The organism is Demequina silvatica (genome assembly GCF_000971215.1).
Classification (GTDB): Bacteria; Actinomycetota; Actinomycetes; order Actinomycetales; family Demequinaceae; genus Demequina; species Demequina silvatica.
In genome coordinates, this window is the sequence record NZ_BBMA01000003.1 from 1 (window position 1) to 15,227 (window position 15,227).

The 15,227-nt window shown below is 72.3% G+C and carries 15 protein-coding genes and 1 tRNA gene; 11 read left to right on the forward strand and 5 right to left on the reverse strand.

Annotated elements, in window-relative coordinates; all coding sequences use genetic code 11:
• Positions 1–28: 28 nt before the first annotated feature.
• Both AOM05_RS13930 and AOM05_RS03895 read right to left on the reverse strand, forming a co-directional pair.
• A complete protein-coding gene (locus AOM05_RS13930; RefSeq protein ID WP_156165026.1) occupies positions 29–1,258 on the reverse strand; it encodes an AI-2E family transporter in 1,230 nt (409 codons plus the stop codon).
• Complete coding sequence (locus AOM05_RS03895) at positions 1,255–1,851, reverse strand: HdeD family acid-resistance protein (protein ID WP_156165027.1); 597 nt, start codon at positions 1,849–1,851, stop codon at positions 1,255–1,257. The genes AOM05_RS13930 and AOM05_RS03895 overlap by 4 nt, the downstream gene beginning before the upstream one ends.
• 201 nt (positions 1,852–2,052) lie before the next feature.
• Between AOM05_RS03895 and AOM05_RS03900 the strand changes: the two genes are divergently transcribed.
• Positions 2,053–2,496 (forward strand): Lrp/AsnC family transcriptional regulator, encoded by a 444-nt coding sequence (locus AOM05_RS03900; protein WP_062519649.1) that lies wholly within the window; start codon positions 2,053–2,055, stop codon positions 2,494–2,496.
• A 3-nt stretch (positions 2,497–2,499) separates the two neighbouring features.
• On the opposite strand, the gene AOM05_RS03905 is transcribed toward AOM05_RS03900, so the two are convergent.
• The gene (locus AOM05_RS03905) at positions 2,500–4,017 is read right to left on the reverse strand and encodes a dolichyl-phosphate-mannose--protein mannosyltransferase (protein WP_062519650.1); all 1,518 of its coding nucleotides are present in this window, start codon (positions 4,015–4,017) and stop codon (positions 2,500–2,502) included.
• Between the two features lie 75 nt (positions 4,018–4,092).
• Here AOM05_RS03905 and rsmI point away from each other — a divergent pair, with 75 nt between their 5' ends.
• From rsmI to AOM05_RS03940, 7 genes are all read left to right on the forward strand, one after another.
• Positions 4,093–4,932 carry a 16S rRNA (cytidine(1402)-2'-O)-methyltransferase gene (rsmI, locus tag AOM05_RS03910; RefSeq protein WP_062519651.1) on the forward strand — a complete coding sequence of 280 codons (840 nt, stop codon included), beginning with the start codon at positions 4,093–4,095 and terminating at the stop codon, positions 4,930–4,932.
• Positions 4,929–5,753 carry a M15 family metallopeptidase gene (locus AOM05_RS03915; protein ID WP_062519652.1) on the forward strand — a complete coding sequence of 275 codons (825 nt, stop codon included), beginning with the start codon at positions 4,929–4,931 and terminating at the stop codon, positions 5,751–5,753. Before rsmI ends, AOM05_RS03915 begins: the two co-directional genes overlap by 4 nt.
• 80 nt (positions 5,754–5,833) lie before the next feature.
• Positions 5,834–7,621, forward strand: coding sequence for a methionine--tRNA ligase (gene metG, locus AOM05_RS03920; RefSeq protein ID WP_062519654.1), 1,788 nt, complete (start codon positions 5,834–5,836; stop codon positions 7,619–7,621).
• A 45-nt stretch (positions 7,622–7,666) separates the two neighbouring features.
• Complete coding sequence (locus AOM05_RS03925) at positions 7,667–8,473, forward strand: TatD family hydrolase (RefSeq protein WP_228373200.1); 807 nt, start codon at positions 7,667–7,669, stop codon at positions 8,471–8,473.
• A gap of 124 nt (positions 8,474–8,597) precedes the next feature.
• On the forward strand, positions 8,598–9,416 hold the full coding sequence (locus AOM05_RS03930) for an aggregation-promoting factor C-terminal-like domain-containing protein (RefSeq protein WP_228373201.1): 819 nt from the start codon (positions 8,598–8,600) through the stop codon (positions 9,414–9,416).
• Positions 9,383–10,279, forward strand: coding sequence for a 16S rRNA (adenine(1518)-N(6)/adenine(1519)-N(6))-dimethyltransferase RsmA (rsmA, locus tag AOM05_RS03935; RefSeq protein ID WP_062520212.1), 897 nt, complete (start codon positions 9,383–9,385; stop codon positions 10,277–10,279). Before AOM05_RS03930 ends, rsmA begins: the two co-directional genes overlap by 34 nt.
• A complete protein-coding gene (locus AOM05_RS03940) occupies positions 10,276–11,208 on the forward strand; it encodes a 4-(cytidine 5'-diphospho)-2-C-methyl-D-erythritol kinase (protein WP_062519658.1) in 933 nt (310 codons plus the stop codon). Before rsmA ends, AOM05_RS03940 begins: the two co-directional genes overlap by 4 nt.
• 29 nt (positions 11,209–11,237) lie before the next feature.
• Here the strand turns inward: AOM05_RS03940 and mscL are convergent, their stop codons facing one another.
• A complete protein-coding gene (gene mscL / locus AOM05_RS03945) occupies positions 11,238–11,633 on the reverse strand; it encodes a large conductance mechanosensitive channel protein MscL (protein ID WP_062519659.1) in 396 nt (131 codons plus the stop codon).
• Between the two features lie 90 nt (positions 11,634–11,723).
• Positions 11,724–12,320 carry a TetR/AcrR family transcriptional regulator gene (locus tag AOM05_RS03950; RefSeq protein WP_062519661.1) on the reverse strand — a complete coding sequence of 199 codons (597 nt, stop codon included), beginning with the start codon at positions 12,318–12,320 and terminating at the stop codon, positions 11,724–11,726.
• A 107-nt stretch (positions 12,321–12,427) separates the two neighbouring features.
• On the opposite strand from AOM05_RS03950, the gene AOM05_RS03955 reads away from it, so the two are divergent.
• From AOM05_RS03955 to AOM05_RS03965, 3 genes are all read left to right on the forward strand, one after another.
• Positions 12,428–12,499 (forward strand) — tRNA-Gln (locus AOM05_RS03955).
• Between the two features lie 107 nt (positions 12,500–12,606).
• The gene (gene glmU / locus AOM05_RS03960) at positions 12,607–14,169 is read left to right on the forward strand and encodes a bifunctional UDP-N-acetylglucosamine diphosphorylase/glucosamine-1-phosphate N-acetyltransferase GlmU (RefSeq protein WP_062519662.1); all 1,563 of its coding nucleotides are present in this window, start codon (positions 12,607–12,609) and stop codon (positions 14,167–14,169) included.
• Positions 14,166–15,146, forward strand: a complete 981-nt coding sequence (locus AOM05_RS03965; protein WP_062288333.1) for a ribose-phosphate diphosphokinase — start codon at positions 14,166–14,168, stop codon at positions 15,144–15,146. The genes glmU and AOM05_RS03965 overlap by 4 nt, the downstream gene beginning before the upstream one ends.
• Positions 15,147–15,227: the final 81 nt, after the last annotated feature.

Here is a 15,227-nt window from a genome sequence, read left to right on the forward strand (position 1 = left end):
AAGCCGGGGCCTTCGTGCTTCTCCAGGGCTAGTCGACGGGCGGGGCGTCGGGGGACGATGCGCCGGCCGGATCGGTCTCGCGAGGCGCGTCGGGCGCGGCGGCGGAGTCCGCATGGATGCCCACCACCTCGTAGGTGCGGCCCGAGTTCTTGATGATCGCGGTGATGAGCGCGGCGATGGGCAGCGCCATGAACGCGCCCAGCGGTCCCGCGATCGCGCCTCCGGCGAGCGCGCCTCCGAACGCGACGGCGCCGTTGAGCTCCATGGTCTGCGAGGAGAACCGGGGGCTCAGCCAGTAGTTCTCGGCCTGCTGGTAGACCAGCACCCACGCGAGCATAACGAGCGCGGGAACCAGGCCCTGCACCGCGAGGATGATGACGATCGGCAGCGCCGCGCCGATGTACGTGCCGATGAACGGGATGAACTCGGACACGAAGCCCATGAACAGCGCGAGCGGGATGGCGTACACGAGCGGCAGCCCCACCAGGAGCATCACCACGAAGCCGAGTCCGCCGCACACGCCCATGAGCAGCAGGCGCGAGTAGAAGTACCCGCCGGTCTGCTCGATCGAGGTGTCCGCGATCCACGCGAACGTGCGCTGGCGGGCGGGAGGCATGCGCGACATCAGGGCGTGCATGATCTGGGGCCACTGCGCGGCGATGTAGAAGGCGAAGGTCGCGACCGTGAAGAGGTCGAACACCAGCCCGATGCCGGAGGTGACGAAGCCGAGCACGTTGTCGGCCCAGCCGCCGAGCAGCGAGGAGAGGTCCGTGAGCGCCTCGTCGGTGCCGGTGGTGTCGATGGGCAGGCCCAGCGCGTCCTGGCTCCACTCGCTGAGCGAGGACGTCCATCCGGGCAGGTTCTCGCGCACCGCGTCCGCGAACTGCGCGATCGCCGGGATCAGCACGGCGACCATGAACACGGCGAGCAGCAGGCCGGCGAGGTAGATGAGGCCCACGGCCGCGCCGCGGCGCATCCCGTAGCGCCGGTGCAGGCTGGTGACGCCGGGGATCATCGCGAGCGCGATGAACAGGGCGAACACCAGGATCCCGAGCAGGTGGCGCATCTGGAAGGCGATCCAGATCGCGAGCGTCACGATCAGGATCACGCGGACCGCGGTCCACACCGAGCGGCGCACCACGGCGTCGATCCACAGCGGCGCGGGGTCCCCGGCGCGTGCGGCGTCCTCGGCGGCGGCGGCGCGCGCCACGTCCTCGGGCATGCCCGCCGGAGGGGTGGGCTGGGGTGCGTCGGTCACGGCGTGACCACGGCGCCGCGGCCGAAGGTGAAGGCGCGCACCAGGCCCACGACCCCGAGGATGGTGAACACGAAGGCCGCGATCCACACGAGCACCGTCGCGGTGAGGGCGGGGGACGCGAGCACCACGGCGCCCGCGAGGATGCCGATGATGCCGTAGGTGATGGCCCAGCCGCGCGAGCGCGCCTTGCCGGACTCGACCAGCACCATGATGCCGTCGATGATCCAACCGATCCCGATCACCAGCGCCACCACCAGCAGCAGCACCGCCGTGGACGCCTCGAGGTTGCGCAGCGTCACCACGCCGGCGATGAGCATGAGCACGCCCATGATGATGGCCAGCGCGCGCAGCCCACCCGAGAGGGCGGAGCCGAGGATGCCCATCGCGATGCGCGCGACGCCGGCGATCGCGAAGTAGATGCCGACGAACGCGGCGCCCACGGCGAGGGTCTTGCCCGGCCACACCATGAGCGCGATGCCGACGGCGAGCGCGATCACACCCAGCACGGCGAACATCACGCGCACCGCCGTGATGGCGCGTGCGGTGAGCTCGCGTGGGTCGAGCTCGAACGCGATGTTCCTGGTCTCCTGCATGGTGGCTCCTCTCAGGGCCGCGGCGCCCCGCGGCGGCTGATCTCACGCTACCGTTCGGGTGCCTCCGGGCGACGGAGGATCGCGCGGTGCCGTCGCGCCGGGCTTCGGGCGAGAAATCCGTGAACGATTTGTACCCCGCACGCTGAATACGTGCGAGAATGTACCGCGCGATGCAGGTTGCTTGCGAGGGGGGAGCAGAAAATGTCGCTCGACGACCTGGACCGACGCATCATCGCGGAACTACGGAAGGACGGCCGCGCCAGCTACGCCGAGATGGGCGTGCGGATCGGGCTGTCGCCGTCGGCGGTGAAGCGTCGGGTGGATCGGATGGTGGCCGAGGGCGCCATCCAGGGTTTTCACGTCCGGCTGGACCCGGCGCTCGACGGCGCGGGCACCGAGGCCTACGTCGAGATCTTCTGTACCGGCACCGTCGCGCCCGACGAGCTGCGGCGGATCCTCGAGGCCATCCCCAACGTGGTGGAGGCGTTCACGGTGACGGGCCAGGCGGACGCGATCGTGCGCCTGAGGGCCGCGACCATGAGCGATCTCGAGGTCGCGCTGGAGAACGTGCGGCTCGCGCCGCAGGTGGACAAGACGCGCAGCTCGATCGTGCTGTCGCGCCTCATCGAGCAGCGCGAGGGCTGACCCTCAGATCCAGCTGGGCAGCCACATGTGCGCCTGCCAGTACCGGAACGGGATGGGCGTGCCCAGCCACAGGGGCAGGAACAGGCCGGAGATCACCAGGATCGCGGCGAGCGTGCAGCCCACCGCGATGGTGCCGCGCCTGGACCACCCGCCCTCGAGGTCGTCGGGCTGCGCGATGCGTCTCATCGCCCACACGAGCGTGAGGATCATGAAGGGCATGAACGCGACCGTGTAGAACGTGAAGATGGTGCGGTACGAGTAGGGCAGCCACGGCACCCAGCCGGCGAGCGCGCCCGCGGCCACCGACAGCGCGAGGATGTCGCCGCGGCGGATCACGCGCCACACCGCCCACACGAGCGCCGCGGTCGCGAGCCACCACAGGAACGGGTTGCCGAGCGCGTGGATCGCGCTCACGCAGCGGTCCGCTCCGCAGTCGGCGTCGGGCGCGTCCTCGAAGTAGAAGGCCGTAGGCCGCCACTGGACCAGCCACCACCACGGGTTCGACATGTAGTTGTGCTCGGTGGTGAGGCCGGTATGGAACTCCCACATCTGCTGGTGGTAGTGGATCAGCGAGTTGAGGGAGTCGGGCAGCCAGGTGAGCCCCTCGCCGGGATGGGTCGCGGCCCAGTCGCGGTCGTACGAGCCGTCCGTGAGGAACCAGTTGGCCCACGTGGCGACGTAGACCACCGGCACGATCACGAGCGTCGCCAGCCCCGCGGGCACCGCGCGCACGAACGCGCCGGCGAACCACCGCTCGCAGCCCAGCTCGCGGCGCGCCACCATGTCCCACACCACCGAGAGCACCAGCAGCACGGCCGCGAAGTACAGGCCGTTCCACTTGACGGACCCCGCCAACGCGAACGAGACGATCGCCGCGAGCCGCCACCACCGGACCCCGGTGGTCGGGCCGAGGCCCGGGACCGGCGCATCGTCCCCCAGCTCGGACTCGGCGCGTATCAGCGCGACGCGTTGCTCGAGCCGCGTGCGTGTGCGGTCGCGGTCGACCACCAGCAGCCAGAAGCCGAGCGCGACGAAGAACGCGAGGTACCCGTCGAGGATCGCGGTGCGCGACAGCACGATCGCCTGGCCGTCGACCGCGACCAGCACGCCGGCGACGCCGCCCCACACGGTCGAGCGGAACAGGCGCCGCGCGGCGAGCGCGACCAGCACCGCGGTGAGGACGCCCAGCACGGCGCCCACCACGCGCCACCCGAACGGGGTGTTGCCGAACAGCTCGATGCCGAGCGCGATGAGCAGCTTGCCCACCATCGGGTGGACCACGTAGTCGCCCGCGGTCTGCAGCCCGGACGTGTCGCCCTGCGTGAAGGCCGAGTCCTCGCCCGTCCAGTCGCCCTCGTAGCCCAGCTCCGTGAGGGAGTAGGCGCCGCGCGCGTAGAACACCTCGTCGAACACGAGCGCGTGCGGCTGGGACAGCGAGGCGAGCCGCAGGATCGCGGCGAGCACGCCGACGCCCGTCGCCATGACGGCGCCGCGCCAGCGGTACAACGTCGCGAGATTCACACGCGAAGCCTAGCCGCGCCGCGGCCCGCGACCGCCTCGACCCAGCGGTGACGCCGCGTGTGTCACAGTGGGGGCATGACCGGACGGATCGTGCTCGCCGCGACGCCCATCGGCAACGTCGGCGACGCGTCCGACCGGCTGCGCGAGGCGCTCACCACGGCGGACGTGATCGCCGCCGAGGACACGCGCCGCCTGCGCGACCTCGCCGGCCGGCTCGGGATCCGCATCCAGGCGGAGACCGTCGCGCACCACGACCACAACGAAGGCGCCTCCGCCGCGGCGCTGGTCGAGCGCGCCGGGGCGGGGGAGACCATCGTGGTGGTCTCGGACGCAGGCATGCCCGCCGTGTCCGACCCCGGCTTCCGGGTGGTCGAGGCTGCGGCCGCCGCAGGGGTCGACGTCACCGTGCTGCCCGGCCCCTCCGCGGCGCTGACCGCGCTCGCGCTGTCGGGGCTGCCGACCGATCGCTTCGCGTTCGAGGGGTTCCTGCCGCGCAAGCCCGGCGAGCGGGCCTCGCGGCTCGCGTCGCTCGCCACCGAGGAGCGCACGCTCATCTTCTTCGAGGCGCCCCACCGGCTCGCGGCGACGCTCGCCGCGATGGCGGAGGCGTGGGGCGGCGAGCGCCGCGCCGCCGTGTCGCGCGAGCTCACCAAGACGTACGAGGAGACGCGCCGCGGCCCCCTCGTGGAGCTCGCGGCGTGGGCGGCGGAGAAGGAGCCGCGCGGCGAGATCGTGGTGACGGTGGCCGGCCGGCCCGCCGAGGCGCTGGGCGTGCCCGCCCTGGTCGAGGAGGTGCTCGCGCGCGTCGCGACGGGCGAGCGCGCCAAGGCCGCGGTGGCGGACGTCGCCGCGACGGCGGGCGTGCCCAGCCGCGAGCTCTACGCCGCCGTGCTGGCGGCGCGGGCCGCGGAGTGACCGCGGCGCCGCGGGCGACGCGGCGCCGCCTCGCGCCCGTGCTCCTGGTGGCGGCCGGCTGCTTCGCGCTCGGGCTGGGCGCCGGTGCCGTGTCCACGGTCGCGCTCGCGGGCAGCGAGGCCGCAGTCGCGGGCACCGCGTCCCCGGCGGCGACCGACGCGGTGCCGCGCGTCACCGCCTCCGCGGCGGATGACGGCGGGTCGACGGGCGATGCGGCGCCCGCGATCGAGGTCTCGACGGCGGACATCGACAGCCCGGGGTCCGTCACCGTCGTGGTGAACAAGGTGCGGCCCCTCGAGCCGGAGCAGTTCGCGCCCGAGGACCTGGTGACGGTGACGGACGTTCCCGGCGGCGCGACCATGCGGGAGGAGGCGGCCGCGGCGATGACGGCGCTGCACTCCGCCGCCGCGGCCGAGGACGCCGGCTTCACCATCTCCACCGCGTACCGCTCTCACTCCGCCCAGGCGCACCTCTACGCGACCTACGCCGCCGAGCAGGGCACCGCCGCCGCGGACCGCTTCTCCGCGCGCGCCGGCTACTCCGAGCACCAGACCGGGCTCGCGGCGGACATCCGCGCGGACGGCTGCGACCTCGAGCCGTGCTTCGCGGACACCGCGGCGGGGCGCTACGTCGCGGCGCATGCGTGGGAGCACGGCTTCCTGGTGCGCTACCCGCCCGACAGCGAGGACGTCACCGGCTACATCTACGAGCCGTGGCACCTGCGGTACGTGGGCATCGAGCTCGCGGCCGCGATGCGCGACGCCGGCGTCGACACCATGGAGGAGTACTTCGGGCTCGACCCGGCCCCCGACTACCGGTAGCGGGGTGCCCGCCCGGCCGCCGCATCGTCCCCCTGCCCGACCAGGAATCCGCGACCCGCGCGAACACTAGGATGGGCGCCATGTCACGCATCCTGTCCGCCGTCGCCTGGCCGTACGCCAACGGCCCCCGCCACATCGGCCACGTCGCCGGGTTCGGCGTCCCCTCGGACGTGTTCTCCCGCTACATGCGCCTGGCCGGCAACGACGTCCTCATGGTCTCCGGCACGGACGAGCACGGCACGCCCATCCTGGTGCAGGCCGAGGGCGAGGGCGTGAGCCCGCAGGAGCTCGCGGACCGGTACAACCGCGTGATCGTCGAGGACCTCACCCAGCTGGGCCTGTCCTACGACCTCTTCACCCGCACCACCACGGGCAACCACTACGCCGTCGCGCAGGCCATGTTCAGGGCCGTGCACGCGAACGGCTACATGATCTCGGAGACCACGCGCGGCGCGATCTCCCCGTCCACCGGCCGCACGCTGCCCGACCGCTACATCGAGGGCACCTGCCCCATCTGCGGCTACGACGGCGCGCGCGGCGACCAGTGCGACAACTGCGGCAACCAGCTCGACGCGATCGACCTCAAGAACCCGGTGAGCCGCATCAACGGCGAGACGCCCAAGTTCGTCGAGACCGAGCACTTCTTCCTCGACCTGCCCGCCCTGGTCCAGCCGCTCACGGACTGGCTGGGCGCGCGCCAGGGCTGGCGCCCCAACGTCATGAACTTCTCCAAGAACCTGCTGGTCGACGTGCGCCCGCGCGCGATGACCCGCGACATCGACTGGGGCATCCCCGTGCCGCTCGCCGGCTGGGAGGACAACCCCGCCAAGCGCCTCTACGTGTGGTTCGACGCAGTGATCGGCTACCTGAGCGCGTCCATCGAGTGGGCGCGCCGCACCGGCGACGCCGACGCCTGGCGCCAGTGGTGGAACAACCCCGAGGCCCTGTCCTACTACTTCATGGGCAAGGACAACATCACCTTCCACTCGCAGATCTGGCCCGGCGAGCTCATCGCCGCCAACGGCCGCGGGGCGCGCGGCGGGTCGCTGTCCGAGTTCGGCGACCTGCAGCTGCCCACCGAGGTGGTCTCGAGCGAGTTCCTCACCATGGAGTCCGCGAAGTTCTCGAGCTCGCGCGGCCACGTCATCTACGTGCGCGACATGCTCTCGCGCTACCAGCCCGACGCGCTGCGCTACTTCATCGCCGTCGCCGGCCCGGAGACCTCGGACGCCGACTTCACGTGGTCCGAGTTCAAGCGCCGCAACAACGACGAGCTGGTCGCCGGCTGGGGCAACCTGGTCAACCGCACCGCGTCGCTGCTGCACAAGAACGTGGGCGAGATCCCGGAGCTGGGCGACCTCGCGGACATCGACCGTGCCGCGCTCGCGGCCTCCGAGGCCGCGTTCGGCACGGTGGGCGAGCACATCCGCACGCAGCGCCAGCGCGCCGCGATCACCGAGACCATGCGCGTGATCGGCGATGCGAACAAGTACCTCGCGGACACGGCGCCGTGGAAGCTCAAGAACGAGGACCCGGAGCGCATGCGGACCGTGCTCGCGGTGGCCGCGCAGCTGGTCTCCGACGCGAACACCATGATGTCGCCGTTCCTGCCGCACAGCGCGCAGCAGGTGCACGAGGCGCTCGGCGGCACCGGCGTGCTCGCGCCCATGCCGCAGATGAACGAGGTCGATGACCTCGACCTCGCGGACCGCCGCTACCCGGTGATCCAGGGCGATTACTCGTCCGTGGTCGGCTGGGGCCGCTCGGACCTGGTCGCCGGCACCGCGATCCCCGCGCCCTCGCCCATCTTCCAGAAGCTCGACGACGAGGTGGTCGAGGCCGAGCTCGCCCGGATGGCGGACGAGTAGCGGATGCGGTCGGGAGCCTGGCCGGCCGCGCCCGAGGCGCTTCCCATGGCCGTGGTGGACAACCACTGCCACCTCGAGTTCCCCGCGGGCGACCCCGAGCTGAGCGTCGAGCGGCGGCTCGCGGACGCCGCGGCCGTGGGCGTGGACCGCGTGGTCCAGATCGGCTGCGAGCTGGAGTCCGCGCGGTGGACGGCCGATGCGGTGGAGACCTACGCGACGATGCTCGGGGGAGTGGCGCTCCACCCCAACGAGGCGCCGCTCCACGCGGCCGGCATCCACGACTCCGGCATCTCCTACGAGGACGCGTTCGCGGAGATCGCGGCGCTCGCGCGGCGCGACCGCATCCGGGTGGTGGGCGAGACCGGGCTCGACTACTTCCGGACCTCGGAGGAGGGCCGCGATGCGCAGGTGCGCTCCTTCCGCGACCACATCGCGCTCGCGAAGGAGCTGGGCCTGCCGCTGCAGATCCACGACCGCGACGCGCACAAGGACGTCCTCGACGTGCTCGAGCGCGACGGCGCACCCGACGTCACGGTGTTCCACTGCTTCTCGGGCGACGCCGCGATGGCCCGGGTGGCCGCGCACCGCGGGTACTACCTGTCCTTCGCCGGGACGGTGACCTTCAAGAACGCCGAGGGGCTGCGCGCGGCGCTGTCCGTGACGCCGCTGTCGCACGTGCTCGTCGAGACCGACGCGCCCTTCCTCACGCCCCACCCGCACCGCGGCGCGCCCAACGCGCCGTACCTGGTGCCGCTGACCATGCGGACGGTCGCGGACGTGATCGGGGTGGATCTGGCCCTCGCCTGCGAGACCGTCTCAAACACCTCAGAATCGCTGTATGGCCCCTGGTAGATAGCCAAGTGTGGGAAATCCCACAGGGGCCTTGACTCAAGTTGAGTTGGACAGCGTCGTTATCAATATGAGACAAAAGTCGTCAGTGAAGCGCGGCCGACCGGTCGCGAGACGAGAGGACCACGTGAGCTATCGACGTTCCAACCCTGTGCCTGGAGGCCGGCGCGAGCGCCGCACCCAGCGCGGCGTGCGGACCCGCGTGCTGACGCAGGTCGGCCTCGGAGTCGCCGTCGCATCGTTCGCCGTCGGCTCCATCGCCGCCGCAGCCGTGCCCGCCCTCACCGACGACCGCGAGGTCACCGCCCAGGCCGACCTCGCCGCCCTGCCCGAGATCGAGACGCAGAAGTCCGACGCCGCCGTCGTGAAGACGGAGACGAAGGAGGTCGCGATCAAGCCCGGCTCCGTCAAGCAGGACGACCCGGAGCTCGAGAAGGGCACCACCGAGGTGGTGACCGAGGGCGAGCCCGGCTCGCAGGTCATCACGTACGATGTCACCTACGTGGACGGCGTCGAGGTCTCGCGCGTCGAGACCCTCAAGCTCACGGTCGAGCAGCCCACCGACGAGGTCATCGCGGTCGGCACCATGACCGAGGAGGAGGCCGCCGCGGCCGCCGTCCCCGCCACGTCCTCCGTGTCGCCCGGCACCGCCCGCGCTCTCGGCCAGCAGATGGCCGCGGACATGTACGGCTGGACCGGCTCCGAGTGGTCGTGCCTCGACGCGCTTTGGGCCCGCGAGTCCGGCTGGAACCCGAACGCGCACAACCCGTATTCCGGCGCGCACGGCATCCCGCAGGCGCTGCCCGGTTCGAAGATGGCGACCGCGGGCTCCGACTGGGCGACCAACCCCGCCACCCAGATCAGCTGGGGCCTCAGCTACATCAGCGGCCGCTACGGCACCCCGTGCGGCGCATGGGGTCACTCCGAGTCCGTGGGCTGGTACTGACCCCGGTGGCCAGCCTCCTGGGTCCCACCGACATCCGCCTCCTCGCGCAGTCGCTCGACACCGCGCCCCACAAGAAGTGGGGACAGAACTTCGTGGTCGACGCCGGCACGGTGCGCCGCATCGCGCGCCTGTCCGGCGTGGGCCCAGGCGACCGCGTGGTGGAGGTGGGTCCGGGGCTCGGATCCCTCACCCTCGCGCTGCTCGAGACGGGCGCGCACGTCACGGCCGTCGAGATCGACCCCGTGCTCGCGGGGGCGCTGCCGTCCACCATCGCTGAGCGCGCCCCCGAGGACGCGGAGCGGTTCGACGTCATCCACCAGGACGCGCTGCGCGTCGAGGAGCTGCCGTCGCCGCCGCGCGCGCTGGTCGCGAACCTTCCCTACAACGTCTCCGTGCCGGTGATCCTGCACTTCCTCGAGACGTTCCCCACGCTCGAGCGGGTGCTGGTGATGGTGCAGGCCGAGGTGGCCGACCGCCTCGCCGCCCCTCCCGGCTCCCGCACCTACGGCGTCCCGTCCGCGAAGGCCGCCTGGTACTGCGACGTGCGTCGCGCGGGCGACGTGGGCCGCGCCGTGTTCTGGCCGGTGCCGCGCGTCGACAGCCGCCTGGTGCTCATGGAGCGCCGGGACGCGCCGTCCACCACGGCCTCCCGCGAGCAGGTGTTCGCGGTGGTCGACGCGGCGTTCTCGCAGCGCCGCAAGGCCCTCCGCGGCGCCCTGTCCGGCATCGCCGGCTCCGCCGCCGCGGCCGAGTCCGCGCTCCGCGCCGCGGGCATCGAGCCGCTCACCCGCGGCGAGCAGCTCACCATCGAGGACTTCTCACACATCGCCGAGGCCCTCGCCTCTGGCAGTCTGGGGTCATGACCCGCACCGTCCGCGCGAAGGCGCCCGCCAAGGTGAACCTTCAGCTCACCGTCGGGCCGCGCAGGGCGGACGGCTACCACCCCCTGGTCACCGTGTTCCAGGCGCTGGACCTGTGGGAGGTGGTCGAGGCCACCCCGCGCACCGACGGCGAGATCACGCTCGCGGTCGAGGTCGCCGCCGGATCGCCCGTGGACGCCGCGGGCGTGCCGCTCGACCACACCAACCTCGCGTGGAAGGCCGCCGAGCTGCTCGCGCGCACCTTCGGCATCACCGACGGCGTGGACCTGCGCATCCTCAAGGGCGTGCCCACCGCCGGCGGCATGGCGGGCGGCTCGGCCGATGCGGCGGCCGCCCTGGTCGCCTGCGCGGAGGCCTGGGACACGGGCGCCACGCGGGGCGAGCTGGCGGCCATGGCCGCGCGCCTGGGCGCCGACGTCCCGTTCAGCCTGCACGGCCACACCGCCGTCGGGCTCGGCCGCGGCGACGAGCTCACCCCGGCCATGTCCCACGGCGAGTTCCACTGGGTCCTCGCGACCCAGACCGAGGGGCTGTCCACCCCCGCGGTGTTCCAGGAGTTCGACCGCCGCCTCGAGGCCCGCGAGCAGGCCGCCTCCGACTTCGAGGTCGACGGCGCGATCATGCGTGCCCTCATGGCCGGAGACGCCGTCGCGCTGGGTCAGTCTCTGCTCAACGACCTCGAGGGCCCGGCGCTGTCGCTCATGCCGCGCCTCGAGGAGGTGCTCGACGCCGCCGAGGCCGCGGAGGCGTGCGGCGCGATCGTGTCCGGCTCCGGACCCACGGTCGCTGCGCTCGCGCGGTCCCGCCAGCACGCGCTGGCGATCGCGGCGCACCTGCGCGCGTCGAAGGTGGCCGATGCGGTGCTCACCGCCTCCGGCCCCGCGTCCGGGACCATGCTGGTCCAGGAGTAGGGGGTCCGGGGCGGCTCCGTCGCCCCGGCTCAGGCGCCCGGCTTGGCCTTCAGCGCGTCGCGGATCTCCGTGAGGAGCTCGATCTCGGTGGGCGCTACCGGCTCGTCGGGCGCGGGCTCGTCCTTCTTGCGGCGCTCGGCGAGCTTGTTGAGCGGCATCACGATGAGGAAGTAGATCGCGGCGGCGACGGTGAGGAACGTGAACACCGCGTCGAGCACCAGGCCGAGCGAGAACTGCGCGCCGTTGATCTGGAAGTTGCCCACGCTCGTGAGGTCGGGCTCGCCGAAGACCGCCGCGATGAGCGGGTTGATGATCCCGTCGACGATCGCCGTGACCACCGCCGTGAACGCGGTGCCGATGACCACCGCGACCGCGAGGTCGACCACGTTGCCTCGAGTGATGAACTCCTTGAAACCCTGGATCACTGGCGTTCCCTCCGGTCGAGCGCGCCCGGGGCGGCGCGCCCCGTCAATCTATAACGACGTCCGGCCAGGTCAAGGGGACGATGCGCGGGTTCAGTCCTCCGGCAGGTCCGGCCGGCGCTCGAGCGAGGACAGGCCGTTCCAGGCGAGGTTGACCATGTGCGAGGCGACCACCTGCTTCGAGGGCTCCCGCACCTCGGCCCAGTGCTGTCCGGCGAGCGCGACCATGCCGACGAGCATCTGCGAGTAGACGGGCGCGACGGCGGGGTCGAGGCCGCGCTTGCGGAACTGATCGCCCAGGAGCCCCTCGACCTGCGCGGAGACGTCGCCGAGGAGCGAGGAGAAGGTGCCGGAGGCCTGCGCGACGGGGGAGTCGCGCACCAGGATGCGGAAGCCGTCGGGCGACTTCTCGATGTAGCCCAGCAGTGCGAGCGCCGCGCGCTCGACCAGCTGGCGCGGGTGGGCCTTGGTCGCCAGCGCCCCGCTCAGCGCCCCCAGGAGCGCCTCGACCTCGCGGTCGACGATCACGGCGTACATGCCCTCCTTGCCGCCGAAGTGCTCGTAGACCACGGGCTTGGACACGTCCGCGCGGGAGGCGATCTCCTCGACCGAGGTGCCCTCGAAGCCCTTCTCCGCGAACAGCGCGCGTCCCACGGTGAGCAGCTGCTCGCGGCGCTCGCGCGCGGTCATGCGGGAGCGGGGGCTGCGGCGGGGTTCGACGGTCACGGCTCAAGTGTGCCGCGAATCCTGGCAGACTTGACGCCCGGGTGCGGCGCGCCTCGAGCCTGCCGCCCCGTTCCGCCCTGGTGTAACGGCAGCATGCGGGCCTTTGGAGCCCTGCGGTAGAGGTTCGAATCCTCTGGGCGGAGCGGCTCGGGCCGGGACCACCGCGGGCGTGGGGCCGTTCACCGAACGTTAGACTTGGCCGGACCGACCTTCCTGCCCCCGCCGGGGGACCACCATGTGAGGAGACCAGGTGACCCCGACTCCACCCGCAGCCGTGATGATTCTGGCCGCAGGGGCGGGTACCCGCATGAGGTCCGCGACGCCCAAGGTGATGCACCGCATCGCCGGCCGCTCGCTCGTCGCCCACGCGCTCGCCGCGGCGGCGGAGCTCGAGCCCGGCCGCACGGTGGTGGTGGTCCGCCACGAGCGCGAGGCCGTCGCGGCGCACGTCACCGAGGTCGCCCCCCACGCCCTGATCGCCGACCAGGACCCGGTCCCGGGCACCGGCAGCGCGGTGCGTTGCGGGCTGTCGACGCTCGACGCGACCACCGTCGCCGCCGCGGTCGCGGCCGGCGGCGCGGACATGGCGCACCTCGACAGCCAGGTCCAGGGCTCGGTGGTGGTGACCAGCGGCGACGTGCCGCTGGTCGACGGCGCCCTGCTCGGCGCGCTCGTCGCCGCCCACCAGGACCAGGCCAACGCCGTCACCGTGCTCACCGCGGAGGTGCCGGACGCGACCGGCTACGGGCGCATCGTCCGTGACGGCGCGGGCGCCGTCACCCGGATCGTGGAGCACAAGGACGCCTCCGCCGAGGAGCGCGCGATCCGCGAGATCAACGCCGGCATCTATGTGTTCGACGCCGCCGCGCTGCGCGACGCGCTCGCGCACCTCACCACCGACAACGCGCAGGGCGAGCTCTACCTCACGGACGTGCTCGCGCTGGCGCGCGAGGCGGGCGGCCGCGTGGGCGCGCTGGTCGCGCCCGAGGCCTCCGCGGTCGAGGGCGTCAACGACCGCGTGCAGCTCGCCGCGGCGGGCGCGGCCCTCAACCGCCGCATCGTCGACGGCTGGATGCGCGCAGGCGTGACCATCGTCGACCCGGCCACCACCTGGATCGACGCGGACGTCGAGCTCGAGGCGGACGTGACCGTCCTGCCCGGCACCCAGCTGCACGGCGCGACGTTCGTCGCCGCCGGCGCCACGGTGGGCCCCGACACCACGCTCACCGACGTCGAGGTGGGCGAGGGCGCGACCGTCACCCGTGTGCACGGCTCGCTCGCGAAGATCGGTCCCGGCGCCACCGTGGGCCCGTTCACGTACCTGCGCCCCGGCACCATCCTGGGCAAGAAGGGCAAGATCGGCGCGTTCGTCGAGACCAAGAACGCGGAGATCGGCGCGCACTCGAAGGTGCCGCACCTCAGCTACGTCGGGGACGCCACCGTGGGCGAGCACTCGAACGTGGGCGCGGGGTCGATCTTCGTCAACTACGACGGCGTGACCAAGTCCCGTTCGGAGGTGGGCGACCACGTCCGCATCGGCTCGGACAACACGCTCATCGCGCCGGTGCAGATCGGCGATGGCGCCTACACCGGTGCCGGCGCGATCATCCGACACGATGTGCCCGCGGGAGCGCTCGCGCTCAACGCGGTCTCGCAGCAGGTGGTCGAGGGGTGGGTCGAGCGTCGCCGCCCCGGCACGCCGTCCGCCGAGGCCGCCCGTGCTGCACAGGACGCAGACACCGCCCGCGGACTATCGTCGGGGGCACAGGAGGAGCGTGCGGCTGCCGCCGCCGACCACAAGGGAGAAGCATGAATGCCGTGATCTCGAACCCGAGCGAGCGTCGCCTCGTCCTCGCGGGCGGCCGGGCGCACCCGGAGCTCGCGGAGGCTGTCGCCAAGCACCTCGGGATCGACCTCCTGCCGACCACCGCGTACACGTTCGCGAACGGCGAGCTGTACGTCCGCTTCGGCGAGTCGGTGCGCGGCGCCGACGCGTTCGTGCTGCAGTCGCACGCGGCGCCCATCAACGAGGCGATCATGGAGCAGCTCATCATGGTGGACGCCATGAAGCGGGCCTCCGCCAAGCGCATCACCGTGATCATCCCGAGCTACGGCTACGCCCGTCAGGACAAGAAGCACAAGGGCCGCGAGCCCATCTCCGCGCGCCTCATGGCGGACCTGTTCAAGACGGCCGGCGCGGACCGCGTCATGTCGGTGGACCTGCACACCGCGCAGATCCAGGGCTTCTTCGACGGCCCGGTCGATCACCTGTGGGCCATGCCGATGCTCGCGGACTACGTCAAGAGCCGCACCTCGCCCGGCAACCTCACCATCGTGTCCCCGGACGCGGGCCGCGTCCGCCTCGCGGACCAGTGGTCGGACCACCTGGGCGCGCCCCTCGCGATCATCCACAAGCGTCGCGACCCGTCGGTCCCGAACCAGGTCAAGGTCCACGAGCTCGTCGGTGAGGTCAAGGGCCGCACCTGCGTGCTGGTCGACGACATGATCGACACCGGCGGCACCATCGTCCAGGCCGCGGAGGCGCTGTTCGAGAACGGCGCCAAGGACGTCATCGTCGCCTCGACGCACGGCCTGCTCTCGGGCCCCGCCGTCGAGCGCCTGTCGAAGTCGGGCGTCTCCGAGGTGGTCATCACCGACACGCTGCCCATCTCCGAGGAGAAGCAGTTCGACAAGCTCACCATCCTGTCGATCGCGCCGCTGATCGCGCGCGCGGTCCGCGAGGTCTTCGACGACGGCTCGGTCACCTCGCTGTTCGACGGCGGCGTCTGACCACCTCGTACCAGTCGTGCCCGGACGGGGCCCGTGCATCAGGACGATGCGCGGGCCCCGTCCCGCGTGAGGCGACGCCTG

Coding starts and splice junctions, on each gene's coding strand:
- AOM05_RS03900 (WP_062519649.1), top strand. CDS start 2,053: ATGTCGCTCGACGACCTGGACCGACGCATCATCGCGGAACTACGGAAG.
- AOM05_RS03965 (WP_062288333.1), top strand. CDS start 14,166: ATGAATGCCGTGATCTCGAACCCGAGCGAGCGTCGCCTCGTCCTCGCG.
- AOM05_RS03950 (WP_062519661.1), bottom strand. CDS start 12,320: ATGACCGCGCGCGAGCGCCGCGAGCAGCTGCTCACCGTGGGACGCGCG.
- AOM05_RS03895 (WP_156165027.1), bottom strand. CDS start 1,851: ATGCAGGAGACCAGGAACATCGCGTTCGAGCTCGACCCACGCGAGCTC.
- rsmI (WP_062519651.1), top strand. CDS start 4,093: ATGACCGGACGGATCGTGCTCGCCGCGACGCCCATCGGCAACGTCGGC.
- AOM05_RS03925 (WP_228373200.1), top strand. CDS start 7,667: ATGGCCGTGGTGGACAACCACTGCCACCTCGAGTTCCCCGCGGGCGAC.
- rsmA (WP_062520212.1), top strand. CDS start 9,383: ATGGGGTCACTCCGAGTCCGTGGGCTGGTACTGACCCCGGTGGCCAGC.
- AOM05_RS03940 (WP_062519658.1), top strand. CDS start 10,276: ATGACCCGCACCGTCCGCGCGAAGGCGCCCGCCAAGGTGAACCTTCAG.
- metG (WP_062519654.1), top strand. CDS start 5,834: ATGTCACGCATCCTGTCCGCCGTCGCCTGGCCGTACGCCAACGGCCCC.